Source organism: Sulfitobacter delicatus (assembly GCF_900102535.1).
Taxonomy (GTDB): domain Bacteria; phylum Pseudomonadota; class Alphaproteobacteria; order Rhodobacterales; family Rhodobacteraceae; genus Sulfitobacter; species Sulfitobacter delicatus.
In genome coordinates, this window is record NZ_FNBP01000002.1 from 74,550 (window position 1) to 92,950 (window position 18,401).

The 18,401-nt window shown below is 62.0% G+C and carries 21 protein-coding genes; 18 read left to right on the forward strand and 3 right to left on the reverse strand.

What is annotated here, in order from left to right; all coding sequences use genetic code 11:
* The first annotated feature begins 195 nt into the window (after positions 1-195).
* The 7 genes from BLS57_RS03630 to tpiA all read left to right on the forward strand — a co-directional run bounded on the left by BLS57_RS03630 (position 196) and on the right by tpiA (position 6,505).
* Positions 196-1,809 carry a BCCT family transporter gene (locus BLS57_RS03630; RefSeq protein WP_093739313.1) on the forward strand — a complete coding sequence of 538 codons (1,614 nt, stop codon included), beginning with the start codon at positions 196-198 and terminating at the stop codon, positions 1,807-1,809.
* A 131-nt stretch (positions 1,810-1,940) separates the two neighbouring features.
* On the forward strand, positions 1,941-2,303 hold the full coding sequence (locus BLS57_RS03635) for an SUF system Fe-S cluster assembly protein (RefSeq protein WP_093739315.1): 363 nt from the start codon (positions 1,941-1,943) through the stop codon (positions 2,301-2,303).
* A gap of 199 nt (positions 2,304-2,502) precedes the next feature.
* Complete coding sequence (locus tag BLS57_RS03640; protein ID WP_093739317.1) at positions 2,503-3,714, forward strand: glycerophosphodiester phosphodiesterase family protein; 1,212 nt, start codon at positions 2,503-2,505, stop codon at positions 3,712-3,714.
* Between the two features lie 117 nt (positions 3,715-3,831).
* On the forward strand, positions 3,832-4,449 hold the full coding sequence (locus BLS57_RS03645; protein WP_093739319.1) for a hypothetical protein: 618 nt from the start codon (positions 3,832-3,834) through the stop codon (positions 4,447-4,449).
* 90 nt (positions 4,450-4,539) lie between these two features.
* Positions 4,540-5,253 (forward strand): DUF3307 domain-containing protein, encoded by a 714-nt coding sequence (locus BLS57_RS03650; RefSeq protein ID WP_093739321.1) that lies wholly within the window; start codon positions 4,540-4,542, stop codon positions 5,251-5,253.
* A gap of 65 nt (positions 5,254-5,318) precedes the next feature.
* A complete protein-coding gene (locus BLS57_RS03655; protein WP_093739323.1) occupies positions 5,319-5,681 on the forward strand; it encodes a HesB/IscA family protein in 363 nt (120 codons plus the stop codon).
* 74 nt (positions 5,682-5,755) lie between these two features.
* Positions 5,756-6,505 (forward strand): triose-phosphate isomerase, encoded by a 750-nt coding sequence (gene tpiA, locus BLS57_RS03660; RefSeq protein ID WP_093739325.1) that lies wholly within the window; start codon positions 5,756-5,758, stop codon positions 6,503-6,505.
* A gap of 75 nt (positions 6,506-6,580) precedes the next feature.
* Here the strand turns inward: tpiA and BLS57_RS03665 are convergent, their stop codons facing one another.
* On the reverse strand, positions 6,581-7,042 hold the full coding sequence (locus BLS57_RS03665; RefSeq protein ID WP_093739327.1) for an Lrp/AsnC family transcriptional regulator: 462 nt from the start codon (positions 7,040-7,042) through the stop codon (positions 6,581-6,583).
* A gap of 144 nt (positions 7,043-7,186) precedes the next feature.
* Here BLS57_RS03665 and cysG point away from each other — a divergent pair, with 144 nt between their 5' ends.
* From cysG to BLS57_RS03720, 11 genes are all read left to right on the forward strand, one after another.
* Positions 7,187-8,581 carry a siroheme synthase CysG gene (gene cysG, locus BLS57_RS03670; protein ID WP_093739329.1) on the forward strand — a complete coding sequence of 465 codons (1,395 nt, stop codon included), beginning with the start codon at positions 7,187-7,189 and terminating at the stop codon, positions 8,579-8,581.
* A gap of 1 nt (position 8,582) precedes the next feature.
* Positions 8,583-8,879: a DUF2849 domain-containing protein gene (locus tag BLS57_RS03675; RefSeq protein ID WP_093739331.1), complete on the forward strand. Its 297-nt coding sequence runs from the start codon at positions 8,583-8,585 to the stop codon at positions 8,877-8,879.
* On the forward strand, positions 8,879-10,543 hold the full coding sequence (locus tag BLS57_RS03680) for a nitrite/sulfite reductase (RefSeq protein WP_093739333.1): 1,665 nt from the start codon (positions 8,879-8,881) through the stop codon (positions 10,541-10,543). Before BLS57_RS03675 ends, BLS57_RS03680 begins: the two co-directional genes overlap by 1 nt.
* The gene (locus BLS57_RS03685) at positions 10,533-11,324 is read left to right on the forward strand and encodes a phosphoadenylyl-sulfate reductase (protein ID WP_093739335.1); all 792 of its coding nucleotides are present in this window, start codon (positions 10,533-10,535) and stop codon (positions 11,322-11,324) included. Before BLS57_RS03680 ends, BLS57_RS03685 begins: the two co-directional genes overlap by 11 nt.
* Positions 11,321-11,722, forward strand: coding sequence for a DUF934 domain-containing protein (locus BLS57_RS03690; RefSeq protein WP_093739337.1), 402 nt, complete (start codon positions 11,321-11,323; stop codon positions 11,720-11,722). The genes BLS57_RS03685 and BLS57_RS03690 overlap by 4 nt, the downstream gene beginning before the upstream one ends.
* Before the next feature lie 76 nt (positions 11,723-11,798).
* Positions 11,799-12,647 (forward strand): ferredoxin--NADP reductase, encoded by an 849-nt coding sequence (locus tag BLS57_RS03695; RefSeq protein WP_093739339.1) that lies wholly within the window; start codon positions 11,799-11,801, stop codon positions 12,645-12,647.
* A 188-nt stretch (positions 12,648-12,835) separates the two neighbouring features.
* Positions 12,836-13,096 (forward strand): pilus assembly protein PilZ, encoded by a 261-nt coding sequence (locus BLS57_RS03700; RefSeq protein ID WP_093739341.1) that lies wholly within the window; start codon positions 12,836-12,838, stop codon positions 13,094-13,096.
* Positions 13,097-13,147: 51 nt separating this feature from the next.
* The gene (locus BLS57_RS03705; RefSeq protein ID WP_093740286.1) at positions 13,148-13,801 is read left to right on the forward strand and encodes an SDR family NAD(P)-dependent oxidoreductase; all 654 of its coding nucleotides are present in this window, start codon (positions 13,148-13,150) and stop codon (positions 13,799-13,801) included.
* A gap of 71 nt (positions 13,802-13,872) precedes the next feature.
* Positions 13,873-14,658 carry a 5'/3'-nucleotidase SurE gene (gene surE, locus BLS57_RS03710; protein ID WP_093739343.1) on the forward strand — a complete coding sequence of 262 codons (786 nt, stop codon included), beginning with the start codon at positions 13,873-13,875 and terminating at the stop codon, positions 14,656-14,658.
* Complete coding sequence (locus BLS57_RS03715) at positions 14,655-15,311, forward strand: protein-L-isoaspartate(D-aspartate) O-methyltransferase (protein ID WP_093739345.1); 657 nt, start codon at positions 14,655-14,657, stop codon at positions 15,309-15,311. The genes surE and BLS57_RS03715 overlap by 4 nt, the downstream gene beginning before the upstream one ends.
* Before the next feature lie 57 nt (positions 15,312-15,368).
* Complete coding sequence (locus tag BLS57_RS03720) at positions 15,369-16,604, forward strand: M23 family metallopeptidase (RefSeq protein WP_093740288.1); 1,236 nt, start codon at positions 15,369-15,371, stop codon at positions 16,602-16,604.
* An 86-nt stretch (positions 16,605-16,690) separates the two neighbouring features.
* Here the strand turns inward: BLS57_RS03720 and BLS57_RS03725 are convergent, their stop codons facing one another.
* Entirely contained in the window at positions 16,691-17,539 is an 849-nt protein-coding gene (locus tag BLS57_RS03725) for an ATP-binding protein (protein WP_093739347.1), read from the reverse strand.
* Complete coding sequence (gene tatC / locus BLS57_RS03730) at positions 17,536-18,396, reverse strand: twin-arginine translocase subunit TatC (protein ID WP_093739349.1); 861 nt, start codon at positions 18,394-18,396, stop codon at positions 17,536-17,538. Before tatC ends, BLS57_RS03725 begins: the two co-directional genes overlap by 4 nt.
* Positions 18,397-18,401 lie beyond the last annotated feature (5 nt).

Here is an 18,401-nt window from a genome sequence, read left to right on the forward strand (position 1 = left end):
GGCCGCGTGACGTCAAAGTCTCTCCTTCAACGGCCCCTGCGAACGCGATCCGTCGCCCGCAACACATCCCAAAATTGCAGCGGAATATTCGGGACTAGCGCCCCGAGCGATCTATCTATTCCCCAGAACTGGCGCATTTTGCGGCCCTTGCCGCGCATCCGACGCCAGCATCGTGCAACAGAATGCGGGGATAATATGACAGATTCCACGACCGAAGACGGCGAAATCGATACCGATTTCGAAGTCGGCCAAGACAATATCGACGGCAATCTCGGCCCGCTCGGTTTTGACATTCACAACCCGGTGTTTGTCATCTCGGGCCTCACAGCCGTCGCTTTTGTGCTGCTGACGCTGATCTTTCCAGATGAGGCAGGTGCCATCTTCCTAGCGGTGCGTGACTTTGCCACCACCAAGCTCGACTGGCTGTTCATGATCATCGTGAACATCTTCGTCATCTTCTGTATCGCTTTGATTTTCATGCCAATGTCCAAAGTCAGGCTCGGCGGCGCTGATGCTGAGCCGGACTATTCCTACCCGGCTTGGTTCGCCATGCTCTTTGCCGCGGGCATGGGGATCGGGCTGCTGTTCTTTGGCGTGCTTGAACCTGTCTACCATATGAATGTCTCCGGCCCCCTGGGCGTGCCCCTGCCCATTGCCGAGGATGGCTCGATCATCCCTGAAAACGTCGAAGCCGCACGGGCCATGGGGCTGGCGGCGACCTTCTATCACTGGGGTCTGCACGGCTGGGCGGTCTATGCGATCATGGCGCTGGCCCTGTCGCTGTTCACCTACAACAAAGGCCTGCCCTTCTCGATCCGCTCTTGTTTCTACCCGATCTTGGGCGAGCGTGTCTGGGGCTGGTGGGGGCATCTGATCGACATTCTGGCGGTCTTTGCGACACTCTTTGGCCTTGCCACTTCCCTCGGGCTGGGCGCGCAGCAGGCCAATGCGGGGTTCAACTTTGCCTTTGGGTTGGAGATTTCGACAACCGCGCAAGTGGTGATCATCATTCTGGTGACCGCCGTGGCGCTGGTCTCTGTCTGGCGGGGCTTGGACGGCGGGGTCAAGATCCTGTCGGAGATCAACATGGGCATTGCCGTGCTGTTCTTCCTCTTTGTCCTGTTCGTAGGTCCAACACTGGTGGGATTGAGCGGTTTCTGGACCGGATTGATCGCCTATACCGCCGAGATCATCCCGCTTTCTAACCCCTTTGGCCGCAGTGACGACGCCTACCGCGAAGGCTGGACGGCTTTCTACTGGGCGTGGTGGGTGTCTTGGGCGCCGTTCGTGGGCATGTTCATTGCTCGGGTCTCGCGGGGCCGCACGGTTAGGGAATTCATCGTTTGTGTCCTGCTGATCCCCTCGTTGATCATCTTCATCTGGATGGGCGTCTTTGGCGGCATTGCGATCGAGCAAATCCTGACCGATCCAGAAGGCTCGTTGGTCAAAGCCAATGTGATCGACAGCTATTCGCCCGAGCTTTCGCTCTTTGGCATGTTGAATGAGCTGCCCTTCACCAAAACCGCGTCGACCATCGCCATTTTCCTTGCACTGGTCTTCTTCGTCACCTCCTCGGATTCCGGCTCGCTTGTGGTCGATACAATCACCGCCGGCGGCAAGATCGACGCCCCGGTGCCGCAGCGGATCTTCTGGTGCGTGGTCGAGGGGCTCATCGCCATTGTACTCCTGATCGGCGGCGGTCTTTCGGCGCTGCAGGCCGGGGTCACGGCGACGGGCGTGCCTTTCGCGATCTTGATGCTGGTGATGTGCTACACGATCTACAAAGGGCTGCGCAGCGAACCTCGGTAAGCCACACGCTGCACCTAAAACCCGCGCGTGCCTTCGGGCGCGCGCGTTCCACCAAACGGGCGTACCACCCCCACTTTACGCCCCCGCCCGCAATCCCTATATAAAACGTCGAGAATGATGCGAGGCAAGAGATGACCGAACAGACCCAACCGCTCGAAGGGACGCCGCTGATTGCGCCCTCTTCCACCGATCACCCGCTTTATGAGCAGGTCGTCGAGGCTTGTCGCTCGGTCTATGATCCGGAAATTCCGGTGAATATCTATGAACTTGGCTTGATCTATACGATCGACATCAATGACGAGAACGAAGTCGACATCAAGATGTCGCTCACCGCGCCGGGCTGCCCCGTGGCCGGTGAAATGCCGGGCTGGGTCGCAGATGCGGTCGAGCCGATTCCGGGCGTAAAGCAGGTCAATGTCGCATTGGTCTGGGAGCCGCCTTGGGGCATGGACATGATGTCTGACGAAGCCCGGCTTGAACTGGGATTCATGTAAGCCAGACTGCTGCTTTTGCGATGCTGCGCCGCAGAAAAACTGCATAAGATCAGTAACTTGTGTACCAGATGCAGTCGGCGGCAATTTGCCGATTGCGCTAACGGCCCAGTCTTCATTTGACTGAAATCTATCTGTCGTGAAACCGTTACCGAGTGCCGCAATTAAGGCACCGGAATATCATTCACGAATGGATTAGATCATGCGCACACTTGTATCCCTTTCCGCCTTGGCGCTCGCGCCGAGCCTGGCATTTGCTGAAAGCCACGCCGCTGCCACGCCCATCGATTACGGCCCCCGCCCGGCCTATCTGGTCGATAAGCTGCCCGACGGCGAATTGAAGGACAAGCTGGCCTCCTGCATCGGTCAGGAGGCGTCGAAAAGCGACTTCTCCATCGGCCACCGCGGCGCCCCGCTGATGTTTCCCGAACATACCGTGCAGTCCAACGTCGCCGCCGCGCGGATGGGCGCAGGCATTCTGGAATGCGATGTGACGTTTACCTCTGACCACGAATTGGTCTGCCGTCACGCGCAGAACGATTTGCACACCACCACCAATATTCTGGTCTCCGATCTTGCTGAGAAATGCACCACAGGTTTCACTGGCGCCTCCGGTGATACCCCCGCCAGCGCTGAATGCCGCACCTCGGATCTGACGCTCGAAGAGTTCCGCACCCTGACGCCCAAGATGGACAGCGCCGACAAGACCGCGACAACGGTTGAAGACTATCAGGGCGGTGTCGCAGCATTCCGCACCCAGCTTTACACTGATAAGGCCGATCTGATGACCCACGCGGAGTCGATTGAGCTGTTCAAATCCCTTGGCGCTAAGTTCACGCCCGAGCTGAAATCCCCGTCGGTCGAGATGCCGCATGAGGGTTTCTCGCAGGAAGACTATGCGCAAAAGCTGGTCGATGAGTACAAAGCCGCAGGCGTCCCCGCCTCTGATGTCTGGGCCCAGTCGTTCAACTTGGATGACGTGCTCTATTGGATCAAGGCTGAGCCGGAGTTCGGCAAACAGGCGGTCTATCTCGTGCAATGGGAAGACGGCTTTGACGAGCAAAACCCCGAGACTTGGGCCGAAGATTTCGCGAGCCTTAAAGAGCAAGGTGTGAACTACCTCGGCGCTTCGCTGAACATGCTGCTGACCAACAAAGATGGCGCGATGGCCGCGTCTGATTACGCGAAAGCGGCCAAGGAAGCGGGCATTGAACTGATCGCTTGGACGCTGGAACGCTCCGGCCCGCTGGCCTCCGGCGGCGGCTGGTACTTCCAGTCCGTGGGCGATGTGGTCAAGGATGACAGCGATTACCTCGTCGCACTCGACGTTCTGGCGCAGGACGCGGGTGTGGTTGGTGTCTTCTCTGACTGGCCAGCAACCACGACCTTCTACGCCAATTGCATGGGTCTCTGACCCTACCTGTTCATTGTGCGACAGATCGGGCCGCCCCCTCCGGGCGGCCCTTTGCGTTTCGACAGTCTTGCAAGGATTTACCCATCCTGCGACATTACGAAAAACAAAGGGCAAGACATGGAAACTTGGGCGATTTTCACTGGCGACATTGTCAATTCGAGCGCGATGTCCCGCGGTGAGTTGTCCGCTGCCTTTGACCGTTTGGCTGAAGCCGCCGAAATTATCGCCGCCTGGCAGGACGCCCCCACCCGCCTGACCCGCTTTCGCGGCGACGGTTGGCAGCTTTCGGTGCGTCCAACGCTAACCTTTCGGGCTGCGATGGTCCTGCGTGCCACGGTTCGCCGCGGCGCCAAGACCGCCGACACCCGCATCGCCATTGGGATCGGCCCCGCCAGTCTTACCGGCAGCGATCTTGCCGATGCCGACGGCGAAGCGCTGGTGGCCTCAGGCCACGCGCTCGACGCCATGCCGCGCGACCGCCGTCTGATCGCGCCGAATGCCCCGCTTGCTCTACAATGCGCCCTCCCCCTAGCCGACCGCCTCGCCACCGGCTGGACCATGCGACAGGCCGAGGTCGCCTATTACATGCTTGCCCCCGACCGCCCAGCGCAGGCCGCACTGGCTGACAGTCTGGGCCTGACCCAGCAAAGCGTGCAAGGTCACGTAACAGCGGCCGGGTTGGACGAGGTGTTTGAGGTTTGCTCGCTGCTCGAAAGCGAAGAGAAACTTGAATGAGGCTTCCGATAGCAAACATACAGCCACATAAAGCTGTTTTCACCAATTACAGCCATATTAACCTGTCGTTACTCTAAGCTAGGCATACCCATGACGGATACGTTCATCGCCACCGGCCTTGCCTGCCTCATCGCCCATGTCTTTGCAGACTTTGTGCTCCAAACCCGATGGATGGTCACCAACAAACACAGACCCGCGGTTCTGCTCCTACACGCGTTCATCGTTTTTGCCCTAACGGGATTGGCTTTGGGCGGAAGCCTCTTTCTCGCGGCAACGCTGGCTCTCGCGCATCTCGCGATTGACGCGCTCAAAACCTATGCGGTCCCGTCCTCTCAACGCGACCGGCTCTGGCCCTACCTCACCGACCAATTGGCCCATCTCGCCACCATCGCACTCGCAGCTTACCTTATGCCGAACGCCTTTGCCCAAGGTCTCTGGGCGGAGCATGCCGAAAACCTGATAGCGTCTGCCTTGCTGACAACTGGCCTGATCGCCGCCACGCTGGCAGGTGGCCCGGCGGTGGGCGGCTTGATGCAGCCCTATAAGGCGCAGGCACAGCCGGACGGGCTCGACAATGCCGGGCGCATCATCGGTCTTTTGGAACGCGCCCTGATCTATCTGATGGTAATGCTGGGCGAGCCGACCGGTATCGGCTTTCTCATCGCAGCGAAATCCATTTTGCGGTTCGACACGGTCTCCCAAAGCCGCGAGATCAGCGAATATGTCATCATCGGCACGCTGGCCTCCTTCGGCTGGGCGCTCCTCGTGGCCTTTGCCACGCAATCCCTGATCAATTTGCTCTGATAATTCTCCAGACGGCTTGAGATCACCGGCCACGCCCCCTATCTTGGCCGCATAGGAGAATTCTCATGTTTGGCATCCCCGGCAAGCAAGCCGTCACCCTTACCCCAAAAGCCGCGGCCCAGATCGCGAAGCTGATGCAGTCAGCGGGCCACGCAGGCCTGCGCATCGGCGTCAAGAAGGGTGGCTGCGCCGGCATGGAATATACCATGGACTATGTCGAAGACACTGATCCGAACGACGAAGTGGTCGAGCAAGACGGTGCGCGGGTCATGATCGCGCCGATGGCGCAGATGTTTCTCTTCGGCACTGAGATCGACTATGAGACCACGCTGCTGGAATCCGGTTTCAAGTTCCGCAATCCGAATGTGACCGAAGCCTGCGGCTGTGGCGAATCCATCAAGTTCGACGAGAGCCTCGGCGCGAAGTGATCGCGCCCCGGCCTTGACGAAAGCCGCCCGTGCTGCGAACTCATCCTGAGCTTAAACAGATCAGGACGGACCCGATGCGCCCCAAAATCGCCGCTGGCAACTGGAAGATGAACGGCACCGCCGCCGCCCTTTGCGAACTCGATGCATTGAGCCGCGCCCTGCCGGAAAACCCGCCGCAGGTGGTGATCTGCCCGCCCAGCCCCCTGCTCTTTCGCGCCACAGACGCGGTGCACGGCTGCCCCATCCAGATCGGCGCACAGGATTGTCACACCGAAGAGGCGGGCGCATTCACCGGCGACATCTCCGCCACCATGATCGCCGACACCGGCGCCACCCATGTCATCCTCGGTCATTCCGAGCGCCGCGACACCCATTGCGAGACCGATGCGGACGTACAGGCCAAAGCCCGCACTGCTTGGACCTCGGGCCTCACCGCCATCATCTGCATCGGCGAAAGCAACGCACAGCGTGAAGCGGGCGAGACGCTCGACATCATCGGCGCTCAACTCGACGGCTCCCTGCCCGACGACGTCACTGCCGACAACACGGTCATCGCCTATGAACCGATCTGGGCGATTGGTACTGGCAAAGTCCCCAGCATCGCGCAGATCACCGAAGTGCACGATTTCATCCGCAGCCGCCTCACCACCCGTTTCGGCACCGAGATCGGCAATGCCCTGCCCCTGCTCTACGGCGGCTCCGTGAAAGCCAGCAACGCAACTGAGATATTCGCGGTAGAGAATGTAGACGGTGCTCTCGTCGGTGGCGCCAGCCTCAAAGCCGATGATTTCGCGCCAATCGTCGCCGCCCTCGCTTCGGCCTAATCTCTTTTTGGCCAAAAATACTTAAAAGCAACACCGTCAAGGGGCGGGCCATTCGCGTTGGCCCGCCCCGCCCAATCAAATCGGCAACATCGTCGTCGACTTGATCTCTTCCATCGACAACAGCGCCGTGACGTTATGCACCTTCACCTCTGAAATCAGCGCCTGATAGAACACATCATAGGCCCGCGCGTTTTTCACCCGCACTTTCAGAATATAGTCGATATCCCCCGCCAATCGATGCGCCTCTTGCACCTCAGGCCGGTCCTTGAGCGCCTTCAAAAACGCCGCCTGCCACGCCGCCTCATGCTCTGACGTGCGGATCAAGACAAAGAAACAGGCCTCGAACCCAAGCGCTTCGGAATCCAGCACCACGGTCTGCTGACCGATAACCCCCGCCTCGCGCAGCTTGCGGATGCGATTCCACACGGGCGTCTTAGAAGACCCCACCTCACGGGCAATATCGTCCAGCGACTGGCTCGCATCGCGTTGCAGCTGCGCCAGGATTTTCCGGTCGGTCTCATCTATTCGGACAGTCATTCTCTTCCTTCTCGCCCCGGCAGGACGTTCATGCTTAACCTTCGGCATAAGCGAACGCATGTTCTTATCTGCGCCAGTATATAGCCATTTAGTGGGAATATTTCCTATATATGAGGTCAAGTCAAACCAGAAACAGGGCGCATCATGGACCATTTCCCCATCTTCCTTGCCACCCGCGGCCAGCGGATCGTTCTCTCGGGCGGCGGCGAAGCGGCATTGGCCAAACTGCGCCTGCTGCTGAAAACCTCGGCACGGCTGATCGTCTTTGCGCCCACGCCCGACCCTCAGATCGAAAGCTGGGCCGCCGAGGGCCGTCTGACCCTGCACCGCCGCCCGATGGACGCAGGCGACGCGCTCTGCGCCAAGCTTTTTTACGCCGCCGACGAAGACGCCCAAGAAGACGCCCGCACCGCCGCCATTGCAAAGGCCTGCGGCGCGCTGGTCAATGTGGTCGACAACCTCCACGACAGCCAATTCATCACCCCCGCCATCGTCGACCGCGACCCGGTCACAATTGCCATCGGCACCGAAGGCGCCGCCCCGGTGCTGGCCCGCGCCATCAAAGCCGATCTCGAAGAACGCTTGCCAACCACCCTTGGCGCCCTCGCGCGCATCGGCAAGGGCTTTCGCAAGCTCGCCGACGCCCTGCCAATGGGCCGCCCGCGTCGCGACTTCTGGCGCGACTATTACTTCACCAGCGGCCCGCGTGCCATTGCAGAAGGCCCCGAAGCGGTGCGCCCCGCGCTCGACACCCTGCTCAACGACCACCTCAGCCGCTCCGCCCGCCCCGGCCATATCGCCTTTGTCGGCGGCGGCCCCGGTGATCCAGAACTGCTGACGCTCAAGGCTCGCCGCGCGCTGGATGAAGCTGATGTGGTGATCTACGACCGCCTCATCAGCCCCGAGATCTTGGAACTGGCCCGCCGCGAAGCCCTGATGATCGATGTCGGCAAAGAGGGCTTTGGCCCCTCGGTGACCCAAGACAGCATCAACGCCCTGCTGGTCGAACACGCCCAAAGCGGCGCGCAGGTGGTGCGGCTGAAATCCGGCGACGCCACCGTCTTTGGCCGCCTCGACGAGGAAATCGACGCCGTCGACGCCCATGGCATCACTTGGCACATCGTGCCCGGCATCACCGCCGCCTCGGCCGCCGTGGCGGGCATCGGCCAAAGCCTCACCAAACGCGACCGCAACACCTCAGTGCGGTTCCTGACGGGCCACGACATGAAGGGCTTTGCCGATCACGATTGGGCCGCTCTGGCCCGCCCCAATGAGGTCGCCGCGATCTACATGGGCAAGAAATCCGCCCGTTTCGTCCAAGGCCGCCTGCTTATGCACGGTGCCGAGCGCAACACGCCCGTCACCGTGATCGAAAACGCCTCACGCCCCGATCAACGGGTGCTCTCCACCACGTTGAGCGCCCTGCCTCAGGATCTAGCCGACGCGCAAATGACCGGCCCCGCGCTCACCTTCTACGGCCTCGCCCCCCGCGCCGCCGCCCAAGCTGCCACCCAAACCCCGTTAGAGGAGATGGCCTGATATGCCCAAACCCTTCACCCCCAAGGTCGTCACCGCCAATGCTTTGCTCGAAGGCGATGTCATCTACCAGACCGCCACCGGCTGGACCCGCAACCTCGCCGAGGCGGAAGTCCTCACCGATGAAGCCGACGCCGACCTGCGCATGATCGACGCGCTGACGCAGGCCGACTTGGTGGTCGGCGTCTACCTCGCCGATGTGACTCCTAGCGAGACCGGCCCCCGCCCAACCCATTTCCGCGAAGAGTTCCGCGCCAAAGGCCCGTCGAACTACGCCCACGGCAAACAGGAGAGCCTGTGATGTACAGCTACACCGAATTCGACGACCAATTCCTTGCCGAGCGCAACGCCCAGTTCCGCGCCCAAGTCGAGCGCCGCATCGATGGCTCGCTCACCGAGGATGAGTTCAAACCCCTGCGCCTGATGAACGGCCTCTACCTGCAACTGCACGCCTATATGCTGCGCGTGGCGATCCCCTACGGCACGCTGAACAGCGCTCAGATGGACCAACTCGCCTATATCGCCGAGCGGTGGGACAAGGGCTACGGCCACTTCACCACGCGCCAGAACATCCAGTACAATTGGCCCGAACTGCGCGACGTGCCCGACATGTTGGATGCCTTGGCCGAGGTAAAGCTCCACGCAATCCAAACCTCCGGCAACACGATCCGCAACGTCACCGCCGACCACTTCGCCGGCGCCGCCGCAGATGAGGTCGCCGACCCGCGCCCCGTGGCCGAGCTGATCCGCCAATGGTCCACCGACCACCCCGAGTTCCAGTTCCTGCCGCGCAAGTTCAAGGTCGCGGTCACCGGGGCCGAAGCCGACCGCGCCGTGATCAAATCCCACGACATCGGGTTGCGCATTGTGGAGCGTGACGGCCAACAAGGCTTCGAAGTCATCGTCGGCGGTGGCCTCGGCCGAACGCCCATGATCGGCAAAGTGCTCTATGATTTCGTCACCGCCGAAGACCTGCTGCCGACGCTCGAAGCCATCGTCAGCGTCTACAACGTCCTTGGCCGCCGCGACAATAAATACAAAGCACGCCTAAAAATCACCGTGCATGAAAACGGCATCGAAGACATCCGCGCCCGCGTCGACGCGCAATACGCGCTGATCCGCAGCCAGTTCTCTGGCGTCGACCAGCAAATGCTCGCGCGCATCGAAGCCGATTTCGCCGCCCCCCAGTTCAAAACCGCCCCTCTCGCAGCATACGAGTCCGCCTACACGAACGACCCCGTGTTCCGCGCCTGGGCCGACACCAACCTCGCCGACCACCGCGCCCCCGGCTACGCCATCGTCTCGATCAGCCTCAAAGCCCATGGCGCCACGCCCGGCGACGCCACAGCCGACCAAATGCGCGTAATGGCAGACCTCGCCCGGCGCTATGGCCATGACGAGCTGCGCATCAGTCACGAGCAGAATGTGATCCTGCCGCACGTCCACCGCAGCGACCTGCCCGAGCTGCACGCCGCCCTCAAAGCCGCCAAACTGGCCACCGCCAACATCGGCTTGATCTCGGACATCATCGCCTGCCCCGGCATGGACTATTGCGCGCTGGCCACCGCCCGCTCGATCCCCATCGCCCAAGAGATTGCCACCCGCTTCGACGAGTTGAAACTGGAGCATGACGTCGGCCCGCTCAAAATCAAAATCTCCGGCTGCATCAACGCCTGCGGCCACCACCATGTGGGCCATATCGGTATTCTGGGCCTCGACCGCGCTGGCGTGGAAAACTACCAAATCACGCTCGGCGGCGACGGCACCGAAGACGCCACCCTGGGCACCCGCACCGGCCCCGGCTTTTCGGCCGACGCCATCATCCCCGCCATCGAACGTCTCGTTCTGGGCTATCTCGACCTGCGCAACGACCCCACCGAGACCTTCCTGCAAACCTACCGCCGCCTCGGCCTCGCCCCCTTCAAAGCCGTCCTCTATCCAGAAGCCCAAGCCAATGCCGCTTGATACCCCTAAACTTCATCCTTTCTCAAATACCGCTGCACCGCCCTTCGAGGCGCTGCACGCGGTCGAGGATCAGGTGGCCCGCCTGAACCAAGAGTTGCGCCACCACGGCGCAACTGACGTGATCCGCCGCGCCGTGGACGAGATTGAAACCCTCACCCTAGTCTCCAGCTTCGGCGCAGAATCCGTGGCGCTTTTGCACCTCGCGGCGATGGTCTCACGCGACATCCCGGTGCTCTTCATCGACACCGAGATGCTCTTTGCCGAGACACTGGTCTATCAACAGGAGCTGAGCGAACGCCTCGGCCTGCGCCGCGTCACCACCCTGCGCAGCGCCGAAATCGCGGCTCAAGACCCCGACGGTACCCTGCACCAATATGACACCGACGCCTGCTGCGCCCTGCGCAAAACCCGCCCGCTGCAAAATGCGCTGGCAGGCCACGATGGCTGGATCACCGGGCGCAAACGCTTTCAATCCGGCAGCCGGGCCGCGCTGAAGTTCTTCGAGGTCGAGACCCCCGAAGACGGCAGCGCGCCGCGGATCAAGGTTAACCCACTGGCCTATTGGGCAACCTCGGATGTGGCCGATTACATCACCGAAAACCGCCTGCCGCGCCATCCGTTGGTAGCCAAGGGCTACCCCTCAATCGGCTGCGCGCCCTGCACCTCGCCCGTGGCACCGGGCGAAGACCCCCGCGCCGGGCGCTGGCGCGATCAGAGTAAGGAAGAATGCGGCATCCATTTTGTGAACGGCAAAGTGGTCCGAACAGGAGACAAGACATGAGCACCCTCGTAACCGACGCAGGCTTCGCCGCTGACGATTGGACCCACGGCTATTGCAAGGACGGGGCCGCGAATGACTGCCGCGCCGTTGATTTGGCCTCTGACGCAGATGCCCAAGCCGTGGCCCTCCCCCCCGCGCTGGAGATGATCCGCGTCGACTTCCCCTCCTTCGCGGACGGGCGCGGCTTTTCTATCGCCCGCACCCTGCGCCTGCGCGGCTACACCGGCCGCCTGCGCGCAAAGGGTCACGTGCTGGCCGATCAATACGCCATGGCGCGGCGGGCAGGATTTGACGAGGTTGAGATCGACGATGACCTCGCCGCCCGCCAACCCGAAAATCAATGGCAAGCCCGTGCCGATTGGCAGGCCCATAACTATCAGGCCCGCCTGCGCGGCTGACTAAAAGGGCGCATTGATTGCCCTTACCCTTCCCATGACATAAGTAGAGGCCGCAAACCGATTTGCGGAAACCCAGATGACTGAGCAGAGCAAAGTGAACCAGACCGCCGCCAAGCCCGTCCCGACATTGCCGGACGCCCAGACCGTGACAAGCGTCACCCATTGGACGGACCAGCTGTTCTCCTTCCGCGTGAGCCGCCCGGCATCCTTGCGTTTCCGCTCGGGCGAGTTCGTGATGATCGGCCTGATGGGCGACCCGCACCCCGAAACCGGCAAGCAAAAACCCCTGCTGCGCGCTTATTCCATCGCCTCGCCCGCTTGGGACGATGAGTTGGAGTTCTACTCGATCAAAGTGCAAGACGGCCCGCTGACCTCCAAGCTGCAACACATCCAACCCGGCGATCAGATCATCCTGCGCCCGAAACCCGTGGGCACGCTGGTGCATGACGCGCTGCTGCCTGGCGACCGGCTGTGGATGTTCGCCACCGGCACCGGCTTTGCCCCCTTCGCCAGCCTGCTGCGCGAGCCGGAGACCTATGAGAAATTCGACGAGGTCATCGTCACCCATACCTGCCGCGATGTGGCGGAACTTGAGTATGGCCGTCAGCTTATCGAAGGGCTGAAGGCAGACGAATTGATGCAAGAGCTAATTGGCACCGAGAACCTCGAAAAGATTCGCTATTATCCGACGACCACCCGCGAAGAGAGCCCCAAGATGGGCCGGATCACAAATCTCTTGCAGGATGGCACCGTGTTCAAAGATTTGGGCCTGCCCCAGATTAATGCCACCCACGACCGCGCCATGGTCTGCGGCAGCTTGGGCTTCAACAAGGATATTATGCAGATTCTCGAAGGCTTTGGCCTGACCGAGGGTGCCAACTCCGACCCCCAGCATTTCGTGGTCGAAAAGGCCTTTGTCGGCTGAGCAGATTTAACGCTTGGTAAAGGCCGCAGCGTCACTGTTAGCGCTGTCGGCGTTGCTTCGCCGACGCTCTGGCAGAACCCTGCCCACCCAAATGCCACCCCCTTTCGCCGCAGTGCGGCAGAGGTTAGCTGACGCCTGTAGCGCGGGGGACGCCGCGCGAAACTGCAATCACAGGCGAAAGGCAAATCATGGCAAACCCTGGGACCCCGACACCCAAGAAAGTGACCGATTTGGCAACTGAAAAGGCCGATCTGTCGCGCACGGCATTGATTGGTATCTTCGGCAGCGAAGCGACCCCCGGCGCGTTGATCCGCGAAGGCGGTGGCAAGATTTCCCGCGTCAAAGTGGGCGACCAAGTGGCGGGCGGCGTTGTCGCAGCCATTGGCGAAGGCGCTCTGGTGCTTTCCAGCCGTCGCGGCAACAAAGTGCTGCGCCTGCCCAAGGGCTAAGCACGCCCGCGGCCTCTTGACCTGCCGCGCCGCGCGGTGCACATCGCGGACATGAGCAAAACAGCATTGATCACCGGCGCCTCGCGCGGCCTTGGGGCCGCCTTGGCCGAGGCTTTGGCCCCCACCCATCACATCATCGCCGTCGGTCGCACGACCGGCGCGTTGGAGGAATTGGACGACCGTATCCAAGCCAAAGGCGGCAGCGCCACGCTGGCGCCGATGGATGTGACCAATGCCGATGCCATGGCTGTGCTCTGCCGCGGCATCCACGACCGCTGGGGCGGGCTGACCCTCTGGCTGCACTGCGCCATTCACGCCGCCCCCCTGACCCCGACCGATCACATTGACGCCAAGGATATGGAGAAATCCATCGCGGGCAATATCACCGCCACGGCGCGGCTGATCACCTTCGTGTCGCCCTTGCTGGGGGCCGAGGGTCAAGCGGTGTTCTTTGACGATCCTCGCGCCGGGGCCAAATTCTTTGGCAGCTACGGCGCCACCAAAGCCGCGCAGATCGCGCTGGCGACCTCCTGGCAGGCCGAGACCGCGCAGATCGGCCCAATGGTGCATATCGTGACGCCCGAGCCCATGCCCACCGCCACCCGAGGCCGTTTCTTCCCCGGCGAAGACCGCGCGGCGCTCAGCGATCCGGCCACGCAGGCCGCTGCGGTATTGGCGCAACTGTCGGAAAACTCCGCCGCCTGAACCGGGCGGCACCGGCGCGCCGCGCTTGCCGCCGGTCCGCCCCTCGCCTATCAAGGCAAAAAGGGGCCTTCATGCGTATTCTGATCACAAATGACGACGGCATCAACGCACCCGGGTTGACCGTGCTCAAAGCCATTGCCGACGAACTTGCCGGACCGAATGGCGAGGTCTGGACCGTGGCACCTGCGTTTGAGCAGTCCGGCGTGGGCCATTGCATCAGCTACACCAAGCCGATGATGATCTCGCAACTGGGCGAGCGGGTCTTTGCGACCGAAGGATCCCCAGCCGATTGCGTGCTGGCTGCGATCCACGACACGATGACAGCCGCGCCCCCTGATCTGGTGCTCTCGGGCGTGAACCGGGGCAACAACGCTGCTGAAAACGCGCTCTATTCCGGCACGCTCGGCGGCGCGATGGAAGCGGCTTTGCAGGGTCTGCCCGCCATCGCCCTGTCGCAATATTACGGCCCCGCCAACCGCGATCTGGCCGATCCCTTTGAGGCCGCGGCCCAGCACGGGGCCGAGACCTGCCGCCGTATTCTTGCGCACAGCCCGCAGGAAGACGCGGCCTACGGTCTGTTCTACAACGTGAACTTCCCGCCCGTCGCAGGCGCGGATGTGCGCGGCATTCGTCTTGCGCCGCAAGGCCGTCGCCCCGGCACCGGCTTTTCGACCGAAGCGCATCTGTCGCCCTCGGGCCGCCGGTTTCTGTGGATCAAAGGCGGCGACCAGCGTGTGCAAACAGCACCTGGCAGCGACGCCTGCCTGAACCTCGACGGCTATGTCTCAGTCACGCCCATGCGCTGCGACCTGACGGACCATGCGGCGCTGGACACATTGGCGGGCATCAACGGATGAACGAAGAGCCGATCTCTGAAGCCGAACGCAAGATGCAGTTCCTCTACGCGCTGCGCTCCAAGGGCGTCACCGATGCGCGGGTGCTGACAGCGATGGAAGCGGTGGACCGGGGGCCGTTTATCCGCGGCCTTTTCGCCAGCCGCGCCTATGAGGATATGCCGCTGCCCATCGCCTGCGGACAGACGATCAGCCAGCCTTCGGTTGTGGGGCTAATGAGCCAAGCGCTACAAGTCTCGTCTCGCGACAAGGTGCTCGAGATCGGCACTGGCTCCGGCTATCAGGCTGCAATCCTCAGCAAACTGGCGCGCCGGGTCTATACCATCGACCGCCACCGCCGCTTGGTGCAGGAAGCCCGCGGCGTGTTTGAGGCGATGGACCTTACCAACATCACCGCGATCACCGCTGACGGCAGCTTTGGCCTCGCCGAACAGGCGCCCTTTGACCGCATCATCGTGACCGCCGCCGCCGAAGACCCGCCCGGCCCGCTGCTCGCGCAGCTAAAGGTGGGGGGCATCATGGTGCTGCCCGTTGGCCAGTCCGACACGGTGCAACACCTGATCCGTGTGCGAAAGACCGCCGAAGGTCTCGAATACGATGAATTGCGCGCCGTGCGTTTCGTCCCCCTGCTGGAAGGCTTGGGCAAGGACGGTTAATAGGATATGAAAGACCAAACTCCCGGAAGATATGGGGGTGAAGATGAGGACTTGCAGATGCGCCACCCGTTTAAAAGCCGACCAACCCGCCTGACCCTTTTGGCGGGCACCAGTGTGATACTGCTGGCCGGCTGCGAAGGTCAGCCGCTGGACTTTGACATGCGCAGCACCTTCGGCGACGGGTTCAGCACTGCCGAAGCCGCCCGCGGCCCGCTGGCCGAACGGCCCAAGCCGGATGCGCGCGGTGTGATCTCCTACCCAAACTATCAGGTGGCCGTGGCACAGCGCGGTGACACGCTCAAAGACGTGGCCGCCCGTGTGGGCGCAGACCGCAATGAGCTGGCGCGCTACAACGGCATCGACTTGGGCGTGCCCCTGCGTCAGGGTGAGATCATCGCCCTGCCCCGCCGCGTGGCCGAACCTGCGCCCGGTAGCACTGGCGGCAATGTCGACATCACCTCGCTTGCTGGGAACGCTATTGACCGCGTGCCCGCCACCCCCGGCGTCCAGACGCAGGGCCTGCCCCCTGCCAACACCAGCACGCCTGCACCACAGCCCGCAGCGCCCAAGGCTAAAGAGCCTGTGCGCCACCGTGTCGAGCGCGGTGAGACAGCCTATACCGTCTCGCGGCTCTATAACGTGCCGGTCAAGGCGCTGGCCGAATGGAACGGTCTCGGCCCCGATTTCGCGATCCGCGAAGGTCAGTTCCTCTTGATCCCAGTTGAGAAACAAGCCCCGCCACGCCAGATCACCCCCGCCGCCGCACCCGCGCCGCAGCCGGTGGAACCGGTGACCACCGCCCCCGGCGCGGGCTCCCCGACGCCGACACCGCCTTCGGCCGCCAAGCCCCTGCCGCAGGACGATACCGCGAAACCGACGCCCCCCGCCGCCGCACCTGCAGAGCCTGTTGCCGATGTCGGCAAGCCCACGGCACCGGCAAAGGCCACTAAGATGATTGCACCCGTCCAAGGCTCGATCATCCGTGAATACGCCAAAGGCAAGAACGAGGGCATCAACATCAAGGGCGCGCCCGGCGCTTCCGTCAAAGCCGCAGACGGCGGCACCGTGGCGGCGATTACCAAAAGCGCGGAAGGCATCCCGATCGTCGTGGTCCGCCATCCCAATAACCTGCTGACCGTTTATGCTAATGTCGCCGGAGTGAAGGTGGCCAAAGGTGATAGCGTCAGCCGTGGCCAGCAGATCGCTGTACTGCGCGATGGCGCAGATTCGCATGTCCACTTTGAGGTGCGCAACGGGTTTGAGAGCGTCGATCCGACGCCTTATATTCAGTAGGCTGATAACGAACGGGGCAGTGCTTGGCAGATCGCCGGGGCGCTGCCCCGGACCCCGAAGTATTTTTAGCCAAAAAGAATGGGGGCTTAGCCGCCGCTGACGGTGACCCCTTTGCGGCCGGCGAGATCCACGAAATATTGCCATGCGACGCGGCCTGAACGTGCGCCGCGGGTGGCTTGCCATTCGATCGCCTCGCTGCGCAGGGTCTCGTCGTCAATCTCTACCCCGAAGGCATCGCAATAGCCGCGGATCATCGCCAGATACTGGTCCTGATCGCAGGGGTGGAAGCCGAGCCAGAGGCCGAAACGGTCCGACAGAGACACTTTCTCTTCGACGGCTTCTGACGGGTTGATGGCACTGCCGCGCTCATTCTCGATCATGTCGCGGGGCATCAGGTGGCGGCGATTTGACGTGGCATAGAGCACCACATTGTCGGGCCGCCCTTCGATGCCGCCATCGAGCACGGCTTTCAGTGATTTGTAGTGGGCGTCGTCATGGCCGAAGCTGAGATCGTCGCAAAACAGGATGAATCGTTGTGATGCGCCGCGCAGGAGGCTGAGCAGGCGCCCGACTGACGGCAGGTCTTCGCGCTGCAATTCCACAATCCGCAGACCTTCATGTGATGCTTGCACATCGGCGTGTATCGCTTTGACAAGGCTCGATTTCCCCATCCCGCGCGCGCCCCAGAGGAGGGCATTATTTGCTGGCAGTCCGGCAGCGAATTGACGCGTATTCGCCAAGAGCGTGTCGCGGGCGCGGTCGACGCCGATAAGCAGCGGCAGGTCAACCCGCGCCACCTGTGGCACCGGCACCAGTCGGTCAGGATCGGTATGCCAGACAAAGGCAGTGGCCGCATCGAAATCGGGAGCCGCCAGCGGCGCGGGAGACATACGTTCCAGCGCCGCGGCAATGCGATCCATTGGGTCGTCGATCACAGCAGGTCTTCCTCATCCTCGTCATCGAAGTAGCCTTCGGCGCGCAGTTTCTCATCCCGCTTGGTTTCAACGCGGCGGACCAAGAAAATCGAAATTTCGTAGAGACCATAGACCACGACGAAAAGGATGACTTGGGTGATGACATCCGGGGGCGTCACCAGTGCGGCGAGCACCAAAATGGCGACGACAGCGTATTTGCGCACGTTGCCGAGACCTTCGGAACTGACCAGCCCAGCCTTGCCCATCAGGGTCAGCAGCACGGGCAGTTGGAAGCAGAGGCCAAAGGCCACGATGAATTTGATCGTAAGCGACAGGTATTCTTGCGCGGAGCCTTGGAAAGCAATGGCGGCGATGCCGTTTTCGCCCTCTGGCCCCTCGCCCACCAGCGTGCCTGCTTGTTGGAAGCCAAGGAAGAAATCAAAGGCCAGCGGGGTCACGACGTAGAAGGCGAAGGCCGCGCCGAGGAAGAACATCACTGGCGAAGAGATCAGGAAGGGCAGAAAGGCGCCCTTTTCGTTTTTGTAGAGCCCCGGTGCCACGAAGCGCCAGAGTTGGTAGCTGATGAAGGGGAAGCCCAGCACCAAGCCGCCCAGCAGCGAGATCGAGATCGCGACAAAGAAGCCTTCTTGCAGTTTGATCAGGATCAGTCCGCAGTCTTCTTGGCCCCGTTCGGCCATGGCCGAACACAGCGGTTCGGTCAGAAAGTTGAAAATCGGGTTCCAGACGGTGAAACAGATCACCATGCCGATGATAAAGGCGATGACCGAGTGGATAAGCCGCGTGCGCAGCTCGGCCAGATGTTCGATCAGCGGGGCCGAGCTGTCGTCGATCTCGTCAAAGTCGTCGGAAGCGCTCATTTAAC